The sequence below is a fragment of the Adhaeribacter radiodurans genome, from assembly GCF_014075995.1.
GTDB lineage: Bacteria > Bacteroidota > Bacteroidia > Cytophagales > Hymenobacteraceae > Adhaeribacter > Adhaeribacter radiodurans.
Map to the genome: position 1 here is coordinate 6,200,505 of NZ_CP055153.1, position 18,566 is coordinate 6,219,070.

Here is an 18,566-nt window from a genome sequence, read left to right on the forward strand (position 1 = left end):
AGCTTGGTTAGAGTTGTAAAATTCCCCAATCAATGAAGCAGACTTTCCGGCAACCTATGAATCGCTTGTGCAGCTTTAGCAGGCTGTATCAATAGTGAATAAATTGCTAGAAAGCTCTGCTGTCTTTCATGTAATTCACCAGCTTACAATTATAGAAAGTATCAAAAAGATAAAAACCTTCATTTAAAAACTAGTTACATATGAATACAACGCTTACTTGCAAAAGCCTGTTATTGGCTGGTGAATGTACTAAGGGAGAATCATGTATCAATTCTGCTAAAGCTTTCCTTAAAAATTATTCTTCAGGGAATGCTGCTTTTGTATTTCTGGTAATTCTTTCTTTGCTATTGAGTTTAGGCACCTTTAAGTTATCTGCCCAAAATGCTATTGTAACTGAGAATGCCAAATCCGGAAATCCGAGTTCCGAATGGCAAATAAGCGGGGCGGGGGATATGTCCATACAAGGATTTGCTACAGACATTAGTTACAACAAAGGTACAACAGCACGATTCAAGATAAAAACCAATGCCAGGGCATATACCGTTAAAATTTACCGTCTGGGTTATTATCAAGGCAATGGCGCTAGATTGCAAGGCACAGCTACCGTGACGGCTACCTTACCCCAGACTCAGCCAAGCTGCAGCACTAACTCAAGTACTGGGTTGCTTGACTGTGGTAATTGGGCTACTTCTGCCCAATGGGTTATTCCAAGCAACGCTGTATCGGGGGTTTATATTGCTAAGCTAACCCGAACTGATACACAAGGTTCAAGTCATATTGTGTTTATTGTTCGCGATGATGCAAGTACTTCTAATTTGCTTTTCCAAACTTCTGATGCTACGTGGCAGGCATACAACATTTATGGTGATAACAATAATGGCAGAAGCCTTTACACCGGTACAGGTGGCAAAGCTGTAAAGGTAAGTTATAATAGACCATTCGTTACCCGTAGCGGCGGCGGTGGCGGCGGTGCAGAAGAAGACTGGATATTCAATGCTGAGTACCCCATGATCCGGTGGATTGAGTCAAATGGTTATGATGTAAGTTATACTACAGATGTGGATAGCGACCGCCGGGGAAATCTTATTGCTAATCATAAAGTGTTTATGTCGGTTGGGCATGATGAGTACTGGTCAGGAGCCCAACGGGCTAATGTAACCGCTGCCCGTAACTCCGGAACAAACCTTGCCTTTTTTAGTGGTAATGAGGTATATTGGAAGACGCGTTGGGAAAACAGTATTGATGGCAGTGGTACTTCCCATCGCACTTTGGTCTGCTACAAAGAAGGTACCCAAGGTGAAAATGTTTGCGGGAACAACTGTGATCCTAGTCCAGAATGGACGGGTTTGTGGCGAAGTGGTTGTGAGATTGTAACAGGTAGCCAAATTAATGATGGTTGCCATCCGGAAAATGCTTTAACTGGGCAAATCAGTTGGGCCGAAAATACCGCCGCCCTAACGGTACCAAGTACTTTTAAAACTTTCCGTTTCTGGCGCAATACCAGTGTTGCTTCTTTGGAAAATGGGCAAACGGCTACCTTGACCAATGGCATTATTGGTTACGAGTGGGACTCAGAGCAGGAGGCTTACCGCTCCTCTTATCCAGCAGGCAGAGTGGTGCTTTCACGTACTGTTATAAATAGCCAGGTTCATAATTGTTCTCTCTATCGACACAGCAATGGGGCATTGATATTCGGGGCCGGCACAGTACAATACTCGTGGGGTTTAGACAGCAACCATGATCGGGGTAGTGCAGCGCCTAGTCGGGCCTTGCAGCAGGCAACCGTAAACTTGTTTGCTGATATGGGGGCGCAGCCCGGAAGTTTACAAACTGGTTTAGTAACTGCAACTGCATCAACAGATACTCAGGCTCCGGTCACCACAATTTTATCTCCAGCTGAGGGGGCCAGTTTACCAGCTGGTACAGCCGTAACAATCAGTGGCACGGCGACAGATGCAAATGTAGTAGCGGGAGTGGAAGTATCCACAGATGGCGGCACAACCTGGCGCTTAGCAAACGGGACTACTAACTGGACATTCTCTTGGACGCCTACCCTTCAAGGGCCAACTACAATTAAAAGCCGTGCTTTTGATGATTTAGGAAATATGAGTTCGCCCATTACTAGGAATGTAACTATTATCGGTGGAAGTACTAGTTGCCCATGCACGGTATTCCAGGCGAGTGAGGTACCAACGGGCAGCTTGCAGGTAGACAATCCCGTGACCTTAGGTATGAAGTTTCGTTCTTCGAGCAGTGGTTCAATTACGGGGGTGCGCTTTTATAAACAGAGTGGCAATAATGGTACTCATCGCGGGTTGCTCTACAGCAGCACTGGCACGCTGCTAGCAGAAGCCCCGTTCACAAGTGAGACCGCTACAGGCTGGCAGCAGGTGCCCTTTCCTGCAGCCGTTGCTATTACGGCCAATACCACCTACATTGTGGCTTTCCATAGCAGTGGGGGAACTTATTCGGAGACCAATGACTATTTTACCACGGCTAAGACCAACGGACCGCTCACCGGCTTAGCCAATGGAACGGATGGTCCCAATGGAGTATACGGGTACGGCAGTTCCCCGGCTTTCCCCGGCTCCACTTATCAGGCAACGAATTACTGGGTCGACGTGGTATTTAACAATGGTGCTCCACCTTCTAATCCAGCCCCAACAGTGGCGATTACCTCACCGGCAAATGGGGCTACGTTTACGGCGCCCGCTTCCATTACCATCAATGCCAATGCGGCGGATACGAGTCCGGGCACAGTAAGCAAGGTAGATTTCTATAATGGTACCACCCTGTTGGGCACGGATGTCAGTAGCCCTTATAGCTTTGCTTGGAGCAATGTCGCGGCCGGCACTTACTCGCTCACGGCCCGGGCAACGGATAATGGCGGGACTACCACCACTTCAGCGGCCGTGAGTATAACGGTTAATGGAAGTAACCCGCCCTCAACGTGCCCCTGCACGGTATTCCGGCCTACGGATGTGCCGGGTGGTACTATCCAGAATGATGGGCAGAGCGTGCAGTTGGGCATGAAGTTTCGTTCCTCGGTCAATGGAAATGTAACCGCTGTGCGCTTTTACAAGCAGACAGGCAATACCGGTACCCACATTGGGCAACTCTACAGCAGCACCGGCACACTGCTAGCGCAGGCTACGTTTATTAATGAGACAGCCTCAGGTTGGCAGGAGGTAAATTTCAGCTCACCAGTATCTATTACCGCTAATACCACCTATGTCATTACTTACCACAGTAGTGAGGGCCATTATTCTGTCAATGATTTTGGCTTTACTAGTTCCATTGTCAACGGGCCACTTACTGGCTTACAAAATGGGTTTGATGGCCGCAATGGAGTTTACCTGTATACAGCCACACCAGCCTACCCTACCGAGAACTACGAGGCCAGTAACTATTATGTGGACGCGGTATTTAACACTGTGAGTTCGGCGGCTAGTACCGCCTCCCGCCTAAACATTGCTACCCCAGAAGTAGGAGCACAAGTAAAGTTAACGCAAGCAGAAGGAATGATGGTTTATCCTAACCCGGTTACTCATAAGGCGAAGGTGCAGTTTGTGCTGGTGGAAGGTGGAGCTTACACCCTAGACCTCTACGATGCGCAAGGCAGGCTGGTCAAGGTGCTTAGGCAGGGAAAGGTCAACGCGGGAGAACTGAATATAATAGAAGTAGACGGAGCTAAACTGGCTAAAGGATTGTACCTGGTGCGGCTGCAGACTAACACTGGTGCTCAAACAGCTAAGCTTTTACTAGATCGGTAAATGTAATTAGTAAGACTCAAATTGTTATTATGTCTTCTACTCTGCAATTAATGGGTAACGGGATCTACCAGTATTAAATTATAAAATAGATAACCTATAAAGCAACGTGTTAAGAAGAAATTCTAGGTTTTAAATCAGGTTAATTAATGTAATATCCCACTTAACCACATTGAACACTATTAGAATATAGTAAAACCTAGATTATGCATCAGCTTCTAAAGAGGATTATCCTTTTTCCAGCAGCAATTGCATTACTCAGGTAAAGCAAACTTAAGAAATAGAATTAAGTTTCTCGGGCTTCTTATGTTTAGTGACTGCTAAAGTTAGCTGAGGGTGTCTAGCTAAAGATGTTTTTAAGGTAAAGTTGGCTCTGCCAACTTTACCTTAAAAACATCTTTTTTGAATTAGTAAATTCCAGGTTAGGCCAACAAATGTAGCAAAACATTCCGCTACAATAATAACTAGTTCCAAAGCTTTTTATACCATTATCAGATATTTTACCTTTCCGAAGTGAAAAACCTACGTGCTTAGAAGTTTTGCGTGAGCAATGGACTCCCTTGTGCAGGCATTCCTCTATCGGAAGTCGAAGCTAAAGAATGGGTATATAGCTAAGTGTAGACTTTTTAGAACCTTTGTAAGTTGATTATGATTTAAATGTTTACTGTGAGGTTGCTCTATGGATGGGTGGGAATTGGCAGAATACCGAGATGAAGGTTGTGAATGGGGTTCTCTCTTTTATTTGACGCTTGGCTCTTTTTACATAACTAGTTTTTGCCATGTTTTCCGTTCTTAACTCAGAAAAGTGTATTTTCCAGGAAATACACTGCAGAATGATCCTACTATTCGATTCTATCCAGCCTGCATAAAAAACATTAGAATAGGATTCTAAGTAAGTAGACAAAAATAAACGAACAATGGTATAGAACAGGATGCGAGTAATAAAATTGACGGAAGAAGAACAAGCCCTGCTCAAGAGACACTACCAGACGAGTAAAGATGGTACGGTTCGCAAACGGAGTCAATGTTTGTTGTTGTCCCACCAAGGGATGCGTATCCAAGCCTTGTCCGAGACCTTTGGCGTGCAACGGGCGACGATTAGTCGCTGGTTTAACAGCTGGGAAACCACCAAGGCATTAGCCATCAGCTGCGGACGAGGACGCAAAAAGAAACTGTCTGGGTTAGATGGAAAGCTGTTAAAAGAGTATGTCACTCAAAGCAGCCGGTCTTTAGACACAGGGATAGCCCAGTTGGCGCAGACCCACGGGGTGCAGATAAGCAAGAAAACGTTGCAACGCTTTTTAAAAACAAGAGCAGTATAGTTTTAGAAGAATCCGCCAAAGTTTAAAGTCGAGGCGCAACCAGCAAGCGTTTGACCAGGCCGCCCTTCAGGTACAGGCGTTAGAATCGCTGGCCGGGCAGCAGTGGTTGGATGTGTATTTTTACGATGCAAGTGGTTTCTCGCTGACCTCCTGTTTGCCCTACGCCTGGCAAGAGAAAGGCTAACAGATAAGCCTGTTACCGAGGAAAGGCAAACGGATTAATGTCGCGGGTTTCTATACTAAAACAGGTAAATTTATCTACCAAACCCAAGTAAATAGCTTTAACCACCAAGATTTGATTTTGTTCTTTGACCACTTTTGCACCAGCATCGATAAAAGAACCATTGTGGTGCTGGATAATGCGCCCACTCACCGTGGCAAAGCTTTTCAGGCCAAGAGGAAAGAATGGCAGCAGCAAGATTTATACCTCTACTTTCTGCCCCCGTATTCCCCGGAGTTGAATGCAATTGAATTACTCTGGCGACAGATCAAATACCAATGGCTCTATTTGAAGGCCTTCCTTAACTTCGATTCTTTATCTTTTTATCTGCACCAAGTACTCGATAATATCAATACTAAATATTCGATTATTTTTGACTAACTACTTATGTAATAGTTTGATAATACCAGGAAGTATTTGTTAGCACCAACAACCAATAGCTTTCTGAAACAGCATGGCTAATTCAAGCTAATATTGGCCTAGAGAACCTAAGTTAGAGGAGAGCACACAATAATAAAGAAGCTAACTGGCTCAAGTTTATTACTTGTACTCAGGCCAGCTTGTTACACCAAGTTAGTCACAGAAAATAGCCTGCAAGAACTCAGCGAGAAAGCAAGAGCTTAGTGGTGTAGCTCTTACCAAAAGTATGCAATTGTATCAGATATAGCCCTGTTGCTTGGTTTCCTGTGTGCCATTCGAGTTGATAGTGATAGGATTGGTTCGCTTGAACTTGGCCTTGAAACAAAGTCTTTAATTCTCTTCCCTGTATATCATACAATTTTACTTTTACATATTGTGATTCAGGCAAATTGAAATGGATAGTTAACTTATCTTTAAAAGGATTTGGATACGCTTTCAATAGGGTTAGTTCTGTTTTGGGCACTGGTTCTTTAAATATGATTGTTTCTCTCGCCGCTATCACTGATGTAGTCTCAGGGGCTACTTTCACCAACCAGTAATCACTACTGCCTTGGCTAGCCTGCGTTCTGTCGCCACTTACCCCAGAATAAGAACGGCCACCGAGTAAAAAACCACCATCATTGCTTTGAAACACAGTGCGTAATTCGTCCTTGTCATTGCCTCCGAACCGTTGATCTCCTACTACCTGTCCATTTTCATCCACCTTCACTATCCAATAATCACTTCCACCGTGGCTAGCTTGCGTTTTGTCGCCGCTAATTCCCGAGTATGAGGAACCAGCCAGTACATACAAACCTTTATCCGTGTAAGTACTAGCTTGTAACTTTTCGTCTTTACTTCCCCCAAATCGCTTGTCCCACACTTTGTTGCCGTTATGATCTAGTTTAAGCAACCAATAGTCTTGGCCACCTTGGCTATATTGGCTTTTGTCCCCATTAGCACCTGATGCACTCGTACCCGCCATGAAGTAGCTATCACCACTACGACCAACTGAGTAAGCCTTCTCTTCTCCACTTCCTCCAAAGGTTTTATCCCAAACCTTATTGCCGTCCTTATCAATACGTACTATCCAGTAATCACTTCCACCTCTGCTAGTCTGGCTTTTATCCCCGCTGATTCCAGATAAAGAATTGCCTGCCAATAAAAAGCCCCCTTCCGGAGTCTGCGTAAAGCTGCCTAGTATTTCCTCTGATGAACCTCCGTAACGCTTATCCCAGATTTTGGCACCGGTGCTGCTGATTTTTATTAACCAGTAATCATTACCCCCTTGGCTACCTTGACTTTTTTCACCATCGGCCGGCGAGTTGCTGTAACCGCCTAACACGTATTCTCCAGTGCTAAGTTGCACGACTTTCTCCAGTTCATCCGAACCACTACCTCCAAAGGCTTTATCCCATTGTAGATTACCGTTACCATCTACTTTTACTAACCAGTAATCCCGCAAGCCGCGGCTTTTTTCCGTCTTGTCTCCGTCTTTACCTGACAAAGAACTACCGGCTAATAAATATCCTCCATCTTTAGTTTGAATAACTCGGTTGAGGTAATCATCAGCACTACCGCCAAACCGTTTATCCCAGAGCTTTTTACCATTTTTATCACTTTTTACAATCCAAAAGTCGTTTTTGCCTTGTCTGCTTTGAGTCTTATCACCACTTATGTCTGAATTAGAGTAACCACCGAATAAGTAGCCTCCGTCTGAAGTTTTAATAGCTGTGGTAAAGTTGTCGCTACCTGAGCCACCAAAACGCATATCCCATTGGGTAGTAGTAGATTGTTCTTCTCTTATCTTCACCAACCAGTAGTCTGAGAAACCTCTAGAATCCTCGGATTTATCGCCGCTGATTCCAGAACTGGAAGTTCCCCCTAAAATATAGCTACCATCACTCGTTTGCTGAATAGAAGACATAGCATCGTTGGCAGGCCCGCCAAGGGTCTTGTCCCACTCTTTATGCCCGGTAGCATCTAACTTCACCGTCCAGTAATCACCAGGACACTCGAAGAAAAAACAATCTCCTTTATTATCTTCAGTTTTATCCCCGCCTTTATTAGAAACAGAGTAACCACCTAAGATATAACCCTCATTAATGGTTTGTTGAAGAGATGTAAGCTCATCGTAATTATTTCCTCCTAAGGTTTTGTCCCATTGCTTTTTGCCAGCTGCATCCACTTTTATTATCCAGAAATCCATCAATCCTCTTGAAACTTCTGATTTGTCTCCACTAATGGAGGAAACGGAAGCTCCACCCAGGATATAGCCACCATCTCTGGTCTGCTGAAGAGAGTTAAGTAAATCACTACTGTTCCCCCCTAAAGTTTTATCCCACTGTTTTTCGCCAGTAGCATTCAGTTTTACCAACCAGAAGTCCAGGTAACCTTTTGATTCTTCTGTTTTACTTCCACTAATAGGTGAACTGGAATGTCCGCCCAAAATAAAACCATTATCCGTAGTTTGTTGAAGAGAAGAAAGTTCCTCCCAGTCACTTCCCCCAAAAGTTTTATCCCATTGCTTTTTACCGGTTGCATCCACTTTTATAATCCAGTAATCATTACTTCCTTTGGAAGCTTCTGTCTTATCTCCACTAATATCAGAGAGGGAATTTCCACCTAGGATATAGCCCCCATCACTGGTCTGCTGCAAAGAAGTAAGAAAATCGCTGCTAATTCCCCCAAAAGTTTTATCCCATTGCTTTTTACCGGTTGCATCCACTTTTATAATCCAGTAATCATTACTTCCTTTGGAAGCTTCTGTCTTATCTCCACTAATATCAGAGAGGGAATTTCCACCTAGGATATAGCCCCCATCACTGGTCTGCTGCAAAGAAGTAAGAAAATCGCTGCTAATTCCCCCAAAAGTTTTATCCCATTGCTTTTTACCAGTTGCATCCACTTTTATAATCCAGTAATCTCCTACTCCCCTTGGAGCTTCAGTTTTATCTCCACTGATTTCAGAATAGGAATTTCCACCTAGAATATAGCCACCATCAATGGTCCTCTGCAAAGAGGTAAGTTCATCCAGGTCACTGCCACCTAATGTTTTGTCCCATTCTTTAATTTGTCCAGAGGTTATAGAAGGATAATATATTAAAAACAAAAAAATAAATATTACTCGCAATCGCCAGTACTTAAGTAAGACAATAAAAGTATCCAAACTTAATTGTGATAATAGTGTTTTCATAAAAATCAAATTTCTTTATTAGAAGTATATCAAGAATTACAACTAATGAACTATAATGAAGACAAGTTCTGGAAAAAGATAAATCGAAATGAAGCCGATTATTGTAAGTTGCAAAGAGAAAACAATTAGCTTGGTTTAATTAGTAATAGCTATCTGTCAAATATTAATAGGCCCCTCCGAATTAGTTTAAAAGAAGCAATTAGAAGAACTCAAAAGAGAAAGTAATAAAATCAGCGTTTGCTTCTTTATGGAATATTTATCTTAAAAGTAAATGGTTACTAACCTAAACCTGAATACAGCTATTATATATGATTTTAATTATGAACTTGTTTAGAGTTTTGGTTTATTAGGGATTTTACGAATAAATAAGACGGAGAAAGCAATTAAAATAAGCACGAACCAGTGTAGTGCTTTGGTTTCGAATCGAATGAGCAAAGCTTTGAAGCTGTCCATCCAGGCGTTAGCTCTTTCAATGGCATTTCTCTGCTTAAAGAGTTGTTCATCAAAATAAATATATTCATCCGTGATTTGGCCATTCCTGGGATTAGTGGCAATATTAGCTTCTATTTTCATTTCTGAACATATACTTCTAAAAGCTTGGGAATCAAATCCGGCATCGGCATTTAAGAATAAACCTTTAGTTTCAATACCTGCTTCTTTCAATAAATTACATAATTCTTTAAATACTACTTCAATCTCATACAAGTCATGGTGGGCTCCTGATACTGGTAAACTACAAGCCAGCATCTGCCCTTTGTTATCAGCTAAAAACAGGCTATTGCAACTATTGGCCGCTTTCCTGTTTTGATAACCAATGCATTCCCCTCCCTGCTTACAGATAGTCTGACTACCATCTAACTGAACACCTGATAAATCTAGTAAGCAACGCTGGCTTTTTAGTAGGCCAAGCCATACATTCTTAAAACTCCCATCATTTACCCACTTTCGAAAATGATGATACACGCCTTGCCAGCTAATGGTTGGGCCAGTAAATATTTCTTTTAGGGGTAACTCTCGCCATTGACAGCCTGTTTTCAACCGATATAAAATACCTGAAATAATGGCTGCTGGTGCTACTTGTAATTTACTGCCTCTCTTTCCTTGGCTCAAATATGGAACTATCCACCGATTTATTTTATCTTCGCTTAATACTGCCATTGAAATAGGAACTTGTGTAAAGTGTCTTTGCAAACTCTTTTACACTCCTATTTCTTTGGTAGTTTTAAAACTCTAAACAACTTCTTTATAATATTAGCTATATTCTTTATTGTTATAAAAACTGTATCTGTAATAACCAAAAGTAAAACGAGAAAGGTTAAATATTGTACGCAGATTATACAACTAATCTATTCAGTTACACCATCCAGTTAAGTAAAGAGACAAATTAAATGATAGATAATAAGTTGGATAATAGCTCCCCTCCTAAGTTTAGGAGGGGTAGGTGTGGTTGTTTTTCCACTAAAACTACGCGTGAGAATGTATATTTATTTTTGTCCAGGTACTTAACTAACATAAAATTACATTATTTATTTTTAATGCTTTAATATAGAAAGATTAATTACAATACAAAAGTACATATTTAAGCTTTTTTAAATATGTACTTTGTAAGCTTCCCCAAAAATAGAACTGTTCAGGAAGAGGAAAAAACTTAACTTAGAACAGTACTTATGAAAAGAAAGATCTTTAGTCCCCAACAAATTGCTAAAATTCTCAAGGAATTTGAGGATGGTAAAAGTGCGGCCGAGATTAGCCGAGAGCATGGAGTGAGTCAAGCGGCTTTTTACAAATGGCGGCAACGTTACAACGGTATGGATGCGACCGAGCTGAAGCGGCTCAAGGATTTAGAAGAAGAGAACCGGCGGTTGAAAGCCATGTATGCGGAACTAGCCTTAGACTTAAAATTAGCGAAGGAGATCATCGAAAAAAAGCTTTGAAGCCCTGCCAAAAGCGACAGCTGGTGGAAGAGGTTTACCAGCAACCACAAGCCGGCATCAGCAGGGCGTGCCGGGTATTGAGCTTAAGCAAGTCGGTTTACTATTATCAAGCTGTTAAAGAGGACCAACCGGTGGAAGAAGCTTTACGGCAGAAAGCCGAGCAGCATCCCCGAGAAGGTTTTTGGAAGGTCTATGTACGGTTACGTAAAGAAGGCCATCTTTGGAATCATAAACGGGTTTATCGCATCTACACCGCTTTGGGTTTAAACCTGCGTCGTAAAGCGAAAAAGCGTCTACCCGCCCGCATCCAACAGCCCCTGCAAGTACCGCAGACATTGAACTATACTTGGTCGATTGATTTTATGAGTGATGCTTTGCTGAACGGGCGAAAGTTCCGCTCTTTCCATGTGCTAGATGATTATAACCGGGAAATCTTGCATATTGAAGTGGACTTTTCTTTGAAAAGCAACCGGGTAGTTTGGGTACTGAATCACCTATTAAAGCGAAGAGAAAAACCAAAACAGATCCGAATGGATAACGGACCAGAGTTTGTGGCTAGCTTAATGAAGGAATGGAGTCAGGTCCAAGGGATAGAATTTAAATATATTCAACCCGGCAAGCCAACGCAAAACGCCTTTGTAGAACGGTTTAACGGTACCTTCCGCCGAAATGTACTTAATGCTTACTTATTTGAAAACCTGGAGGAAGTAAGAGAAATTACGGCGACTTGGCTCGAGGATTACAACCATAAAAGACCACATGATGCTTTGAATGGAATGGCTCCCGTTGAATATGCTAGAAAAAAGCAGCTTAGTAAAGTAGTATCACCTTAATTAGAATTTATAATTGTAACCAGTTCTAAAAACGGGAAGCTTACAGCTGCGCGTGAGAATGAATATTTATTTTTGTCCAGGTACTTATGTATGTATCTTCAGCTTGGTTCTAATTTAAGTTTTATTCCTCTTTTATTTACTATTTTCTGGTATAAAGCTCTTTTAAAAGGTGCTTACTGGCTGTTGTAAGCGGGGGAGTTGGGTTTTGTTCTTAGCTAGCTAACTTGATGCAATTGCCTTAATCGCCTTTTCCTAAATCTGACCTTTACCTTCTATCTAGTCAGCATCAATCTTTCCGGTAATTCTGCTTATCTTTTACGCGAAAACAGCTACCAGTATATGCGTCGACTCTCCCGGAACCTTACCTTTCAGGTTTTACTAGCTATTTTTTTAGGAATCCTTACCGGTATTTTATTCCCGGAAACCGCTGCTCAACTCCGCCCTATCAGCGAGGTATTTATTAACCTGATTAAAATGGTAATTGCACCCATTATCTTTTTAACCATTGTATTGGGCATTGGCAACATGGGTAATCTTAAAAAAGTGGGTCGGGTAGGGGGCAAAGCATTATTGTACTTTGAAGTAGTAACTACGTTTGCTTTAATAATTGGGGTAGTAGCCTCTAATGCTTTAAAACCCGGTGCGGGCATTAACATATCGGCGCTGGCGAAAGGCGATATCAGTACGTATACCAAGCAAGCTGCCGAAATTAACTGGGTAGAGTATTTTACGCATATTGTACCTTCTACGGTAATAGGTGCTTTTGCCCAGGGCGATATCTTACAGGTGCTTTTTTTCTCAGTATTATTTGGGGTGGCACTTACCCGGGTAGGCGAAGCCGCTCCCACTATTATTTCTGTTTTCGAAAAATTATCCGCGGTTTTCTTCCGGATTCTGGCCATGATTATGAAACTGGCCCCGCTGGGTGCCTTTGGCGGGATGGCCTTTACCATAGGCAAATACGGAATTAGTACTTTACTGCCTTTGGGCAAACTTATGCTCACGGTTTACCTAACCATGTTTTTGTTCATTTTCGTGGTGCTCAACTTAATTATGGCGTACTACAAAGTAAGTTTGTGGCAGTATTTAAAATTCATAAAAGAAGAACTTCTGCTGGTATTGGGTACCTCGTCGTCGGAGTCGGCGTTACCGCAATTAATGCGCAAACTGGAGCGGTTAGGCTGTTCCCGGTCGGTGGTGGGTTTAGTGGTACCTACCGGTTATTCTTTTAACCTCGATGGCACGAGTATTTACCTGAGCATTGCTGTTATTTTTCTGGCTCAGGTGTTTAGTATTAATTTAACGTTGGCGCAGGAAGCTACCGTTATTGCCATTCTTATGCTTACTTCTAAAGGAGCAGCGGGTATTACCGGCAGCGGTTTTATTGTGCTGGCCTCTACCATTACCGCTACTAAAATCATTCCCGTGGAAGGACTGGCTTTATTGCTCGGCGTCGACCGCTTTATGTCCGAAGCCCGGGCCATTACCAATATCATCGGCAACGGCGTAGCCACTATTGTTATTGCTAAAAGCGAAAACGAGTTCGACCCAATAAAGCAGCGGCTAGCTTTCTCGGGTGTGGTTTCGGAGGAAGAAGTACTGGCTTAGCGAGAATAGTGTGGAGGAAGTTTTAGGAAATATGCACGGGCAGATATACTCGCAGAATCTTGTTTGCTTTTAAAAATTTACTAAATAGCTGTTAAATAGGAAGATTAATTTATTCTCTATTCCTACTAACAAAAATGAACTCATATTTGTAAATATTCTAATAAAATTTTTTATATTTTAAGGTAACAATTTGCCTATCTGCCAGATGTATAGATAAATCCGCGGAATGGAAATATTCATTTCAGCTACTTAACACTACCTCATGATGGAAAAAGCTTTTATTCAACAGAAGAATAGAATAAATTTCGTACTGTTTTCTCTTCTAAGCCTCCCTTCTCAGAGAATGCAATTACATCTAAGAAGTAAGCATCCCCGCTCAATCCCCGAGTTCCTATTAGTTAAAAAAGGCATTTTACCCTGAACCTTATTCCTTTTCCTGGAGATTTTTAATGTAAGTAAGCACTGTTGGTTTTCTTGCATTCCAGTTTACTAGCATCTTAGCTAAAGTTGAGCATAAAAGATGCGAGAAATTACATCAGCCTTCTGTTGGAATAGGCTTATTTCTTCCTTTTAGTTTAAAGCTCTTCCACTGGCTGGCAAAATAAAATTGCACCAGCTAACTTTTCCTCTGCTCCTTTTGGGCTATCCATTTATCTAACTCAAACTTTTACTTAAAACACTTTTCGCAAAGCGTATGAAAAAGCTTTTACCTTCTCTTCTCCACCATATTCAATGGTATCAACTCTATTTCTTTAAAATCAAGGGAAATCTGCCTGGCAGTAACTTGTTGCTGAAAATCACTTTTGTTTCACTTTTTGTCGTCAATTTTGAGTTTATAGCGTCCGCGCAGCTCATAAAGCAGTGGGACAAGACTTATGGGGGTATAAGAAGTGTAGTAACGGATGAAGAGGGAGTGGGAATTTGTGATACGGGTATTTCTTCCCTGCGCACGATAATACGAACCCCGGATGGGGGCTATTTATTAGGCGGATCTTCCGATTCCCAACAAGGAGGAGATAAAACCCAGGATAGCGAAGGGGATTGTAATCCAATCGAGAATGAGGGTGATCTGGACTATTGGGTAGTGAAGGTAGATAGTAAAGGTAATAAAACTTGGGATAAAACTTTTGCGGGCGGCACTAAGTTTGACCAACTTCAGGAAGTGGTAGCTACTCCCGATGGAGGCTATTTACTAGGAGGCTCCCTTGATCTGTATGCTTTTTGGGTAGTAAAGATAGATGGAAAAGGTAATAAAATTTGGGACAAAACTTATGATGGGGGTTGGAAGTTGACTTCTTTAGTAGTTACGTCAGATGGAAATTATTTAGTAGGAGGGTATTCTCAAACCGATAAAGAAGGAGACAAAAGTGAACCTAACAAAGGAGGAAATGATTATTGGTTGCTAAAAATTGATCCGAATGGGAAGAAAATCTGGGATAAAACCTTAGGAGGAACTTCAGATGATTATCTTAAAAGTATCCTTGTTACCTCTGATGGAGGCTATTTAGTCGGAGGCTCTTCTACATCCGGTAATAGTGGTGATAAAACGGAAGGAACCAGGGATTCCCCTGAAAGTGATTATCCCTCTGACTTTTGGGTGGTAAAAATCGATGGCAATGGTAAAAAGCTTTGGGACAAGACTTTTGGGGGTGGGGAACATGATGATCTTTCAGATATAATTGCTACGGCTGATGGTGGGTATTTATTAGGTGGTACATCTGCTTCTGGCAGGGAAGGAGATAAGAGTGATTTCCCGAAGGGCATTACTGATTATTGGGTTATAAAGATCAATGCAAACGGAAACAAAATTTGGGATAAAACTTTGGGGGGGAAAGACCGGGAGATTCTTAATGATTTGGAGGCTACTCCGGATGGAGGCTACCTTCTAGGAGGTTCTTCCAGTTCGGGTAAAGGCTATGATAAGAGTGAAGATAATAGGCATGAGGTAGGATATGGGGATAATGATTATTGGTTTATCAAGATTGACCAGAATGGAAGTAAGCTTTGGGATAAAAGCTATGGAGGGAACGACTCGGATGAACTGGTGGCAATACGCTCTACTTCGGATGGCGGTTATGTGCTAGCAGGTACTTCCAGTTCCTATTCAGGAGGAGATAAGAGTGATTTCCCGAAGGGCATTACTGATTATTGGGTGATTAAAATAAAAGAATCCAATCCTGCTACCTGGAACCTGCGCCACGGCGGTACGGGGAACGACGGCATTACGGCTATGGTTAAAACAGCCGATGGCGGATACTTGCTGGGTGGAACTTCCGATTCAGGTACATCGGGCGATAAAAGCCAAGCCAGTAAAGGAAATCAGGATTACTGGATCGTAAAAACCGATAAACAAGGTAAGAAGTTGTGGGATAAAACTATTGGGGGGAGCGGTATGGATAATCTGACCGCTATAATCGTTACTGCCGATGGAGGCTATTTGCTGGGGGGGTATTCCGACTCTGGTATTAGTGGGGATAAAAGTCAGCCTAGCCGGGGAGGAGTCGATTATTGGCTGGTGAAAGTGGATGGCACGGGTAAAAAGCTTTGGGATAAGGTTTACGGTGGTAATAATAGCGATAACTTAACAACACTGTTGTCTACTATGGACGGGGGTTATTTGCTGGGTGGCTCATCAGCTTCGGGTAGGAGTGGCGAGAAAAGTGAGGCAGGAAAAGGCAATACTGACTTTTGGATTTTAAAAATAGATGCTTTAGGTAAGAAAGTATGGGATAAAACCTATGGGAGTAATAAAAATGATAATCTCGCTGCTCTGATTAATACTTCGAATGGTGGTTATCTGTTGGGTGGCTCCTCTGCTTCGGGTATTTCCGGCGACAAGAGTCAAGGTTTGCGCGGAATGCAAGATTATTGGGTAATCCGCTTAAATGAGAATGGTTCTAAACTGTGGGACAAAACCTATGGCGGAGTTAAGGACTTGTACTCACAAACATGGTGCGACCCTGGAATGGGTAACGATTGCCAAGTGGAATTTGGTAGTTCCATTCTTTCCGGGTTAGTACCTACCACAGATGGAGGTTTTTTGCTTGCCGGATCATCTAACGCCGATAAAGGCGGGGAAAAAAGTGAGGAAAATTTATTGTGGAATGATTATGAAGAAACGGCTCGATTAAGAGACTATTGGGTAGTAAAGATTGACGGGCAAGGAAATAAGAAGTGGGATAAAATTTATGGAGGAATCCATCAGTTTGAGTACAATGATTATGGGACTTACTACTATACCGGTGATTCGGAGCTTAAATCAATAATTCCAACGTCAAATAACGAATTTATACTGGCAGGTACGTCTGATTCAGACATAGGTAAGGACAAAAGTGAAAATAGCAGACGCGACATCGAAACCGAAAAAATTGATCAGCGATTGTATGACTATTGGGTAGTGAAGATTGACGGGAGTGGCCAGAAGAAGTGGGATAAAACAATTGGAGGATTAAACAATGACTTTTTAGCGGCTATTCTGCCTGTTTCAGAGAATGAGTATTTGCTAGGGGGCACGTCGGTATCGGGAATAGGGGGGGATAAGAGTGAGTCTAGTCGGGGAAATCAGGATTACTGGCTGGTAAAAGTAAAAGATTTAACGGCACCTGTTTCCGATGCTTGGAACCTGCGCTACGGCGGCACCGGCAACGAAGGCTTTACGGCTATTATAAAAACTTCTGATGGCGGGTACTTATCCGGCGGTTACACGAACTCGGGCGTGAGTGGTGATAAAACGCAAAGCAGCCAGGGCAAGAACGACTTCTGGATAGTCAAAAGTGATGCGGCCGGTAAAAAGCTCTGGGATAAACGCTACGGTGGCTCTCAGGAGGAATACCTCAACCGTATTATTCAAACTTCGGATGGTGGTTACTTGCTGGCCGGTTCTTCCCTTTCTGAAATCAGTGGCGATAAAACCCAGGCGAGTAGGGGCGGGCGGGATTACTGGATTGTCAAAATCAGTAATACCGGGGTAAAGCAATGGGACAAACGCTTTGGCGGCAGCGGCTACGACGAACTCAAAAAAGTAATTCAGCTCTCGACCGGCGAATATATTTTAGCCGGCTACAGCAACTCCCCGGCTGGCGGGAACAAAAGCCAGGCGAGCCGGGGAGGGTACGATTACTGGATTATCAAAATTAGCAGCACCGGTACGCAGGTATGGGACAAGCGCTATGGGGGCAGTTCCGATGAAATATTAAGCGGCATTGTGTTAACGCCTGACAACGGCTTTTTACTGGGGGGCCATTCCTGGTCGGGAAAGAACGGCGACAAAAGCCAGGTAAGCCGAGGAGGGAGCGATTTCTGGGTGATTAGTCTGGATAAGAACGGCAACAAACTCTGGGATAAAACCTACGGGGGCAGCGGCGAAGACGAAGCCTATTCTTTAGGTCGGAGCGGCAAAGACTACTTTATCTCGGGCCAAAGTGATTCACCGGCGGGTGGGGATAAAACCCGCGGAAGCCAGGGAGGTAAAGATTTCTGGTTTATTAAGTTTAATAGCACCGGAGCGAAAATCTGGGACAAACGTTTTGGCGGAACCTTAGATGAAGAACTACGGGCCAGTGTACAGACCAGCGATGGAGGATATCTGTTAGCAGGTAAGTCTTTCTCCAACAAAAGCGGAAATAAATCGCAAAATAGTCAGGGAAGTAGTGATTACTGGATTGTAAAAACCGATAAAGATGGCATGTACCAGTGGGACAAACGCTACGGCGGCAGCGGGGCAGAAGAACTGCGGGCTGTGATCCAGACCAGCGATGGGGGTTTACTCTTAGCCGGGAAGTCCGACTCGGGGGTAAGTGGCGACAGAACCCAGCCCAGCCAAGGCGGTACCGACTTCTGGTTAGTAAAAGTAGCGCCCGAAACTTCTCCTATGGTAGCAGCCAGAGAAGCTACGGAAATTTCTGTTCCGGAAAAAGAAGTGCCGCTAAACTTACTGCGGGCTTATCCCAACCCGTTTAAAGAGCAGGTAACCATTAGCTTTACTTTACCCGATACGCAAAGGACTATCTTAAAAGTTTATGATAGCCAGGGCCGCGAAATTAGCACTTTGTTTAACGAAGAAGCGCAAGCCCAGCACACGTATGAAATAAGCTGGCCAGCTAATAAACAGGCTACGGGCATGTACCTGTTACAATTACAAACGCCTACGCTTCGGCAGCAACAAAAATTACTTTTAACTAAGTAATGGCACCTAAATCCTAAAAGTTAAAGCCGGTTAGAGAATCTTCTAACCGGCTTTAACTTTTAAGTAAAATCAAGAAGATTGTTCGCGCTGGTTGTGTGG

General features: G+C 42.9%; 8 protein-coding genes. 6 read left to right on the plus strand and 2 right to left on the minus strand.

Annotated features, from left to right (window positions below; genetic code table 11):
* The first annotated feature begins 200 nt into the window (after nucleotides 1–200).
* From HUW48_RS24680 to HUW48_RS24690, 3 genes are all read left to right on the plus strand, one after another.
* On the plus strand, nucleotides 201–3,773 hold the full coding sequence (locus tag HUW48_RS24680; RefSeq protein WP_182413466.1) for a DUF4082 domain-containing protein: 3,573 nt from the start codon (nucleotides 201–203) through the stop codon (nucleotides 3,771–3,773).
* Between the two features lie 944 nt (nucleotides 3,774–4,717).
* Nucleotides 4,718–5,092, plus strand: a complete 375-nt coding sequence (locus HUW48_RS24685) for a helix-turn-helix domain-containing protein (protein ID WP_182413467.1) — start codon at nucleotides 4,718–4,720, stop codon at nucleotides 5,090–5,092.
* A gap of 193 nt (nucleotides 5,093–5,285) precedes the next feature.
* Nucleotides 5,286–5,693 carry a transposase gene (locus tag HUW48_RS24690; RefSeq protein ID WP_262891536.1) on the plus strand — a complete coding sequence of 136 codons (408 nt, stop codon included), beginning with the start codon at nucleotides 5,286–5,288 and terminating at the stop codon, nucleotides 5,691–5,693.
* A 220-nt stretch (nucleotides 5,694–5,913) separates the two neighbouring features.
* Here HUW48_RS24690 and HUW48_RS24695 read toward each other — a convergent pair whose 3' ends face one another.
* Both HUW48_RS24695 and HUW48_RS24700 read right to left on the minus strand, forming a co-directional pair.
* The gene (locus tag HUW48_RS24695; protein ID WP_182413468.1) at nucleotides 5,914–8,823 is read right to left on the minus strand and encodes a T9SS type A sorting domain-containing protein; all 2,910 of its coding nucleotides are present in this window, start codon (nucleotides 8,821–8,823) and stop codon (nucleotides 5,914–5,916) included.
* Nucleotides 8,824–9,237: 414 nt separating this feature from the next.
* Nucleotides 9,238–10,065 (minus strand): transposase, encoded by an 828-nt coding sequence (locus HUW48_RS24700; RefSeq protein WP_182412169.1) that lies wholly within the window; start codon nucleotides 10,063–10,065, stop codon nucleotides 9,238–9,240.
* Between the two features lie 509 nt (nucleotides 10,066–10,574).
* Between HUW48_RS24700 and HUW48_RS24705 the strand changes: the two genes are divergently transcribed.
* The 3 genes from HUW48_RS24705 to HUW48_RS24715 all read left to right on the plus strand — a co-directional run bounded on the left by HUW48_RS24705 (nucleotide 10,575) and on the right by HUW48_RS24715 (nucleotide 18,467).
* Nucleotides 10,575–11,674, plus strand: a protein-coding gene (locus HUW48_RS24705) for an IS3 family transposase (RefSeq protein ID WP_394368414.1) whose coding sequence is annotated in 2 segments (ribosomal slippage) — nucleotides 10,575–10,836 and nucleotides 10,836–11,674 — 1,101 coding nt in all. Because the reading frame shifts where the segments join, the coding sequence is not laid out codon by codon here.
* Nucleotides 11,675–12,013: 339 nt separating this feature from the next.
* The gene (locus tag HUW48_RS24710) at nucleotides 12,014–13,282 is read left to right on the plus strand and encodes a dicarboxylate/amino acid:cation symporter (protein ID WP_182413469.1); all 1,269 of its coding nucleotides are present in this window, start codon (nucleotides 12,014–12,016) and stop codon (nucleotides 13,280–13,282) included.
* Between the two features lie 694 nt (nucleotides 13,283–13,976).
* Nucleotides 13,977–18,467: a T9SS type A sorting domain-containing protein gene (locus tag HUW48_RS24715; RefSeq protein WP_182413470.1), complete on the plus strand. Its 4,491-nt coding sequence runs from the start codon at nucleotides 13,977–13,979 to the stop codon at nucleotides 18,465–18,467.
* Nucleotides 18,468–18,566 lie beyond the last annotated feature (99 nt).

Coding starts and splice junctions, on each gene's coding strand:
- HUW48_RS24680 (WP_182413466.1), top strand. CDS start 201: ATGAATACAACGCTTACTTGCAAAAGCCTGTTATTGGCTGGTGAATGT.
- HUW48_RS24700 (WP_182412169.1), bottom strand. CDS start 10,065: ATGGCAGTATTAAGCGAAGATAAAATAAATCGGTGGATAGTTCCATAT.
- HUW48_RS24710 (WP_182413469.1), top strand. CDS start 12,014: ATGCGTCGACTCTCCCGGAACCTTACCTTTCAGGTTTTACTAGCTATT.
- HUW48_RS24715 (WP_182413470.1), top strand. CDS start 13,977: ATGAAAAAGCTTTTACCTTCTCTTCTCCACCATATTCAATGGTATCAA.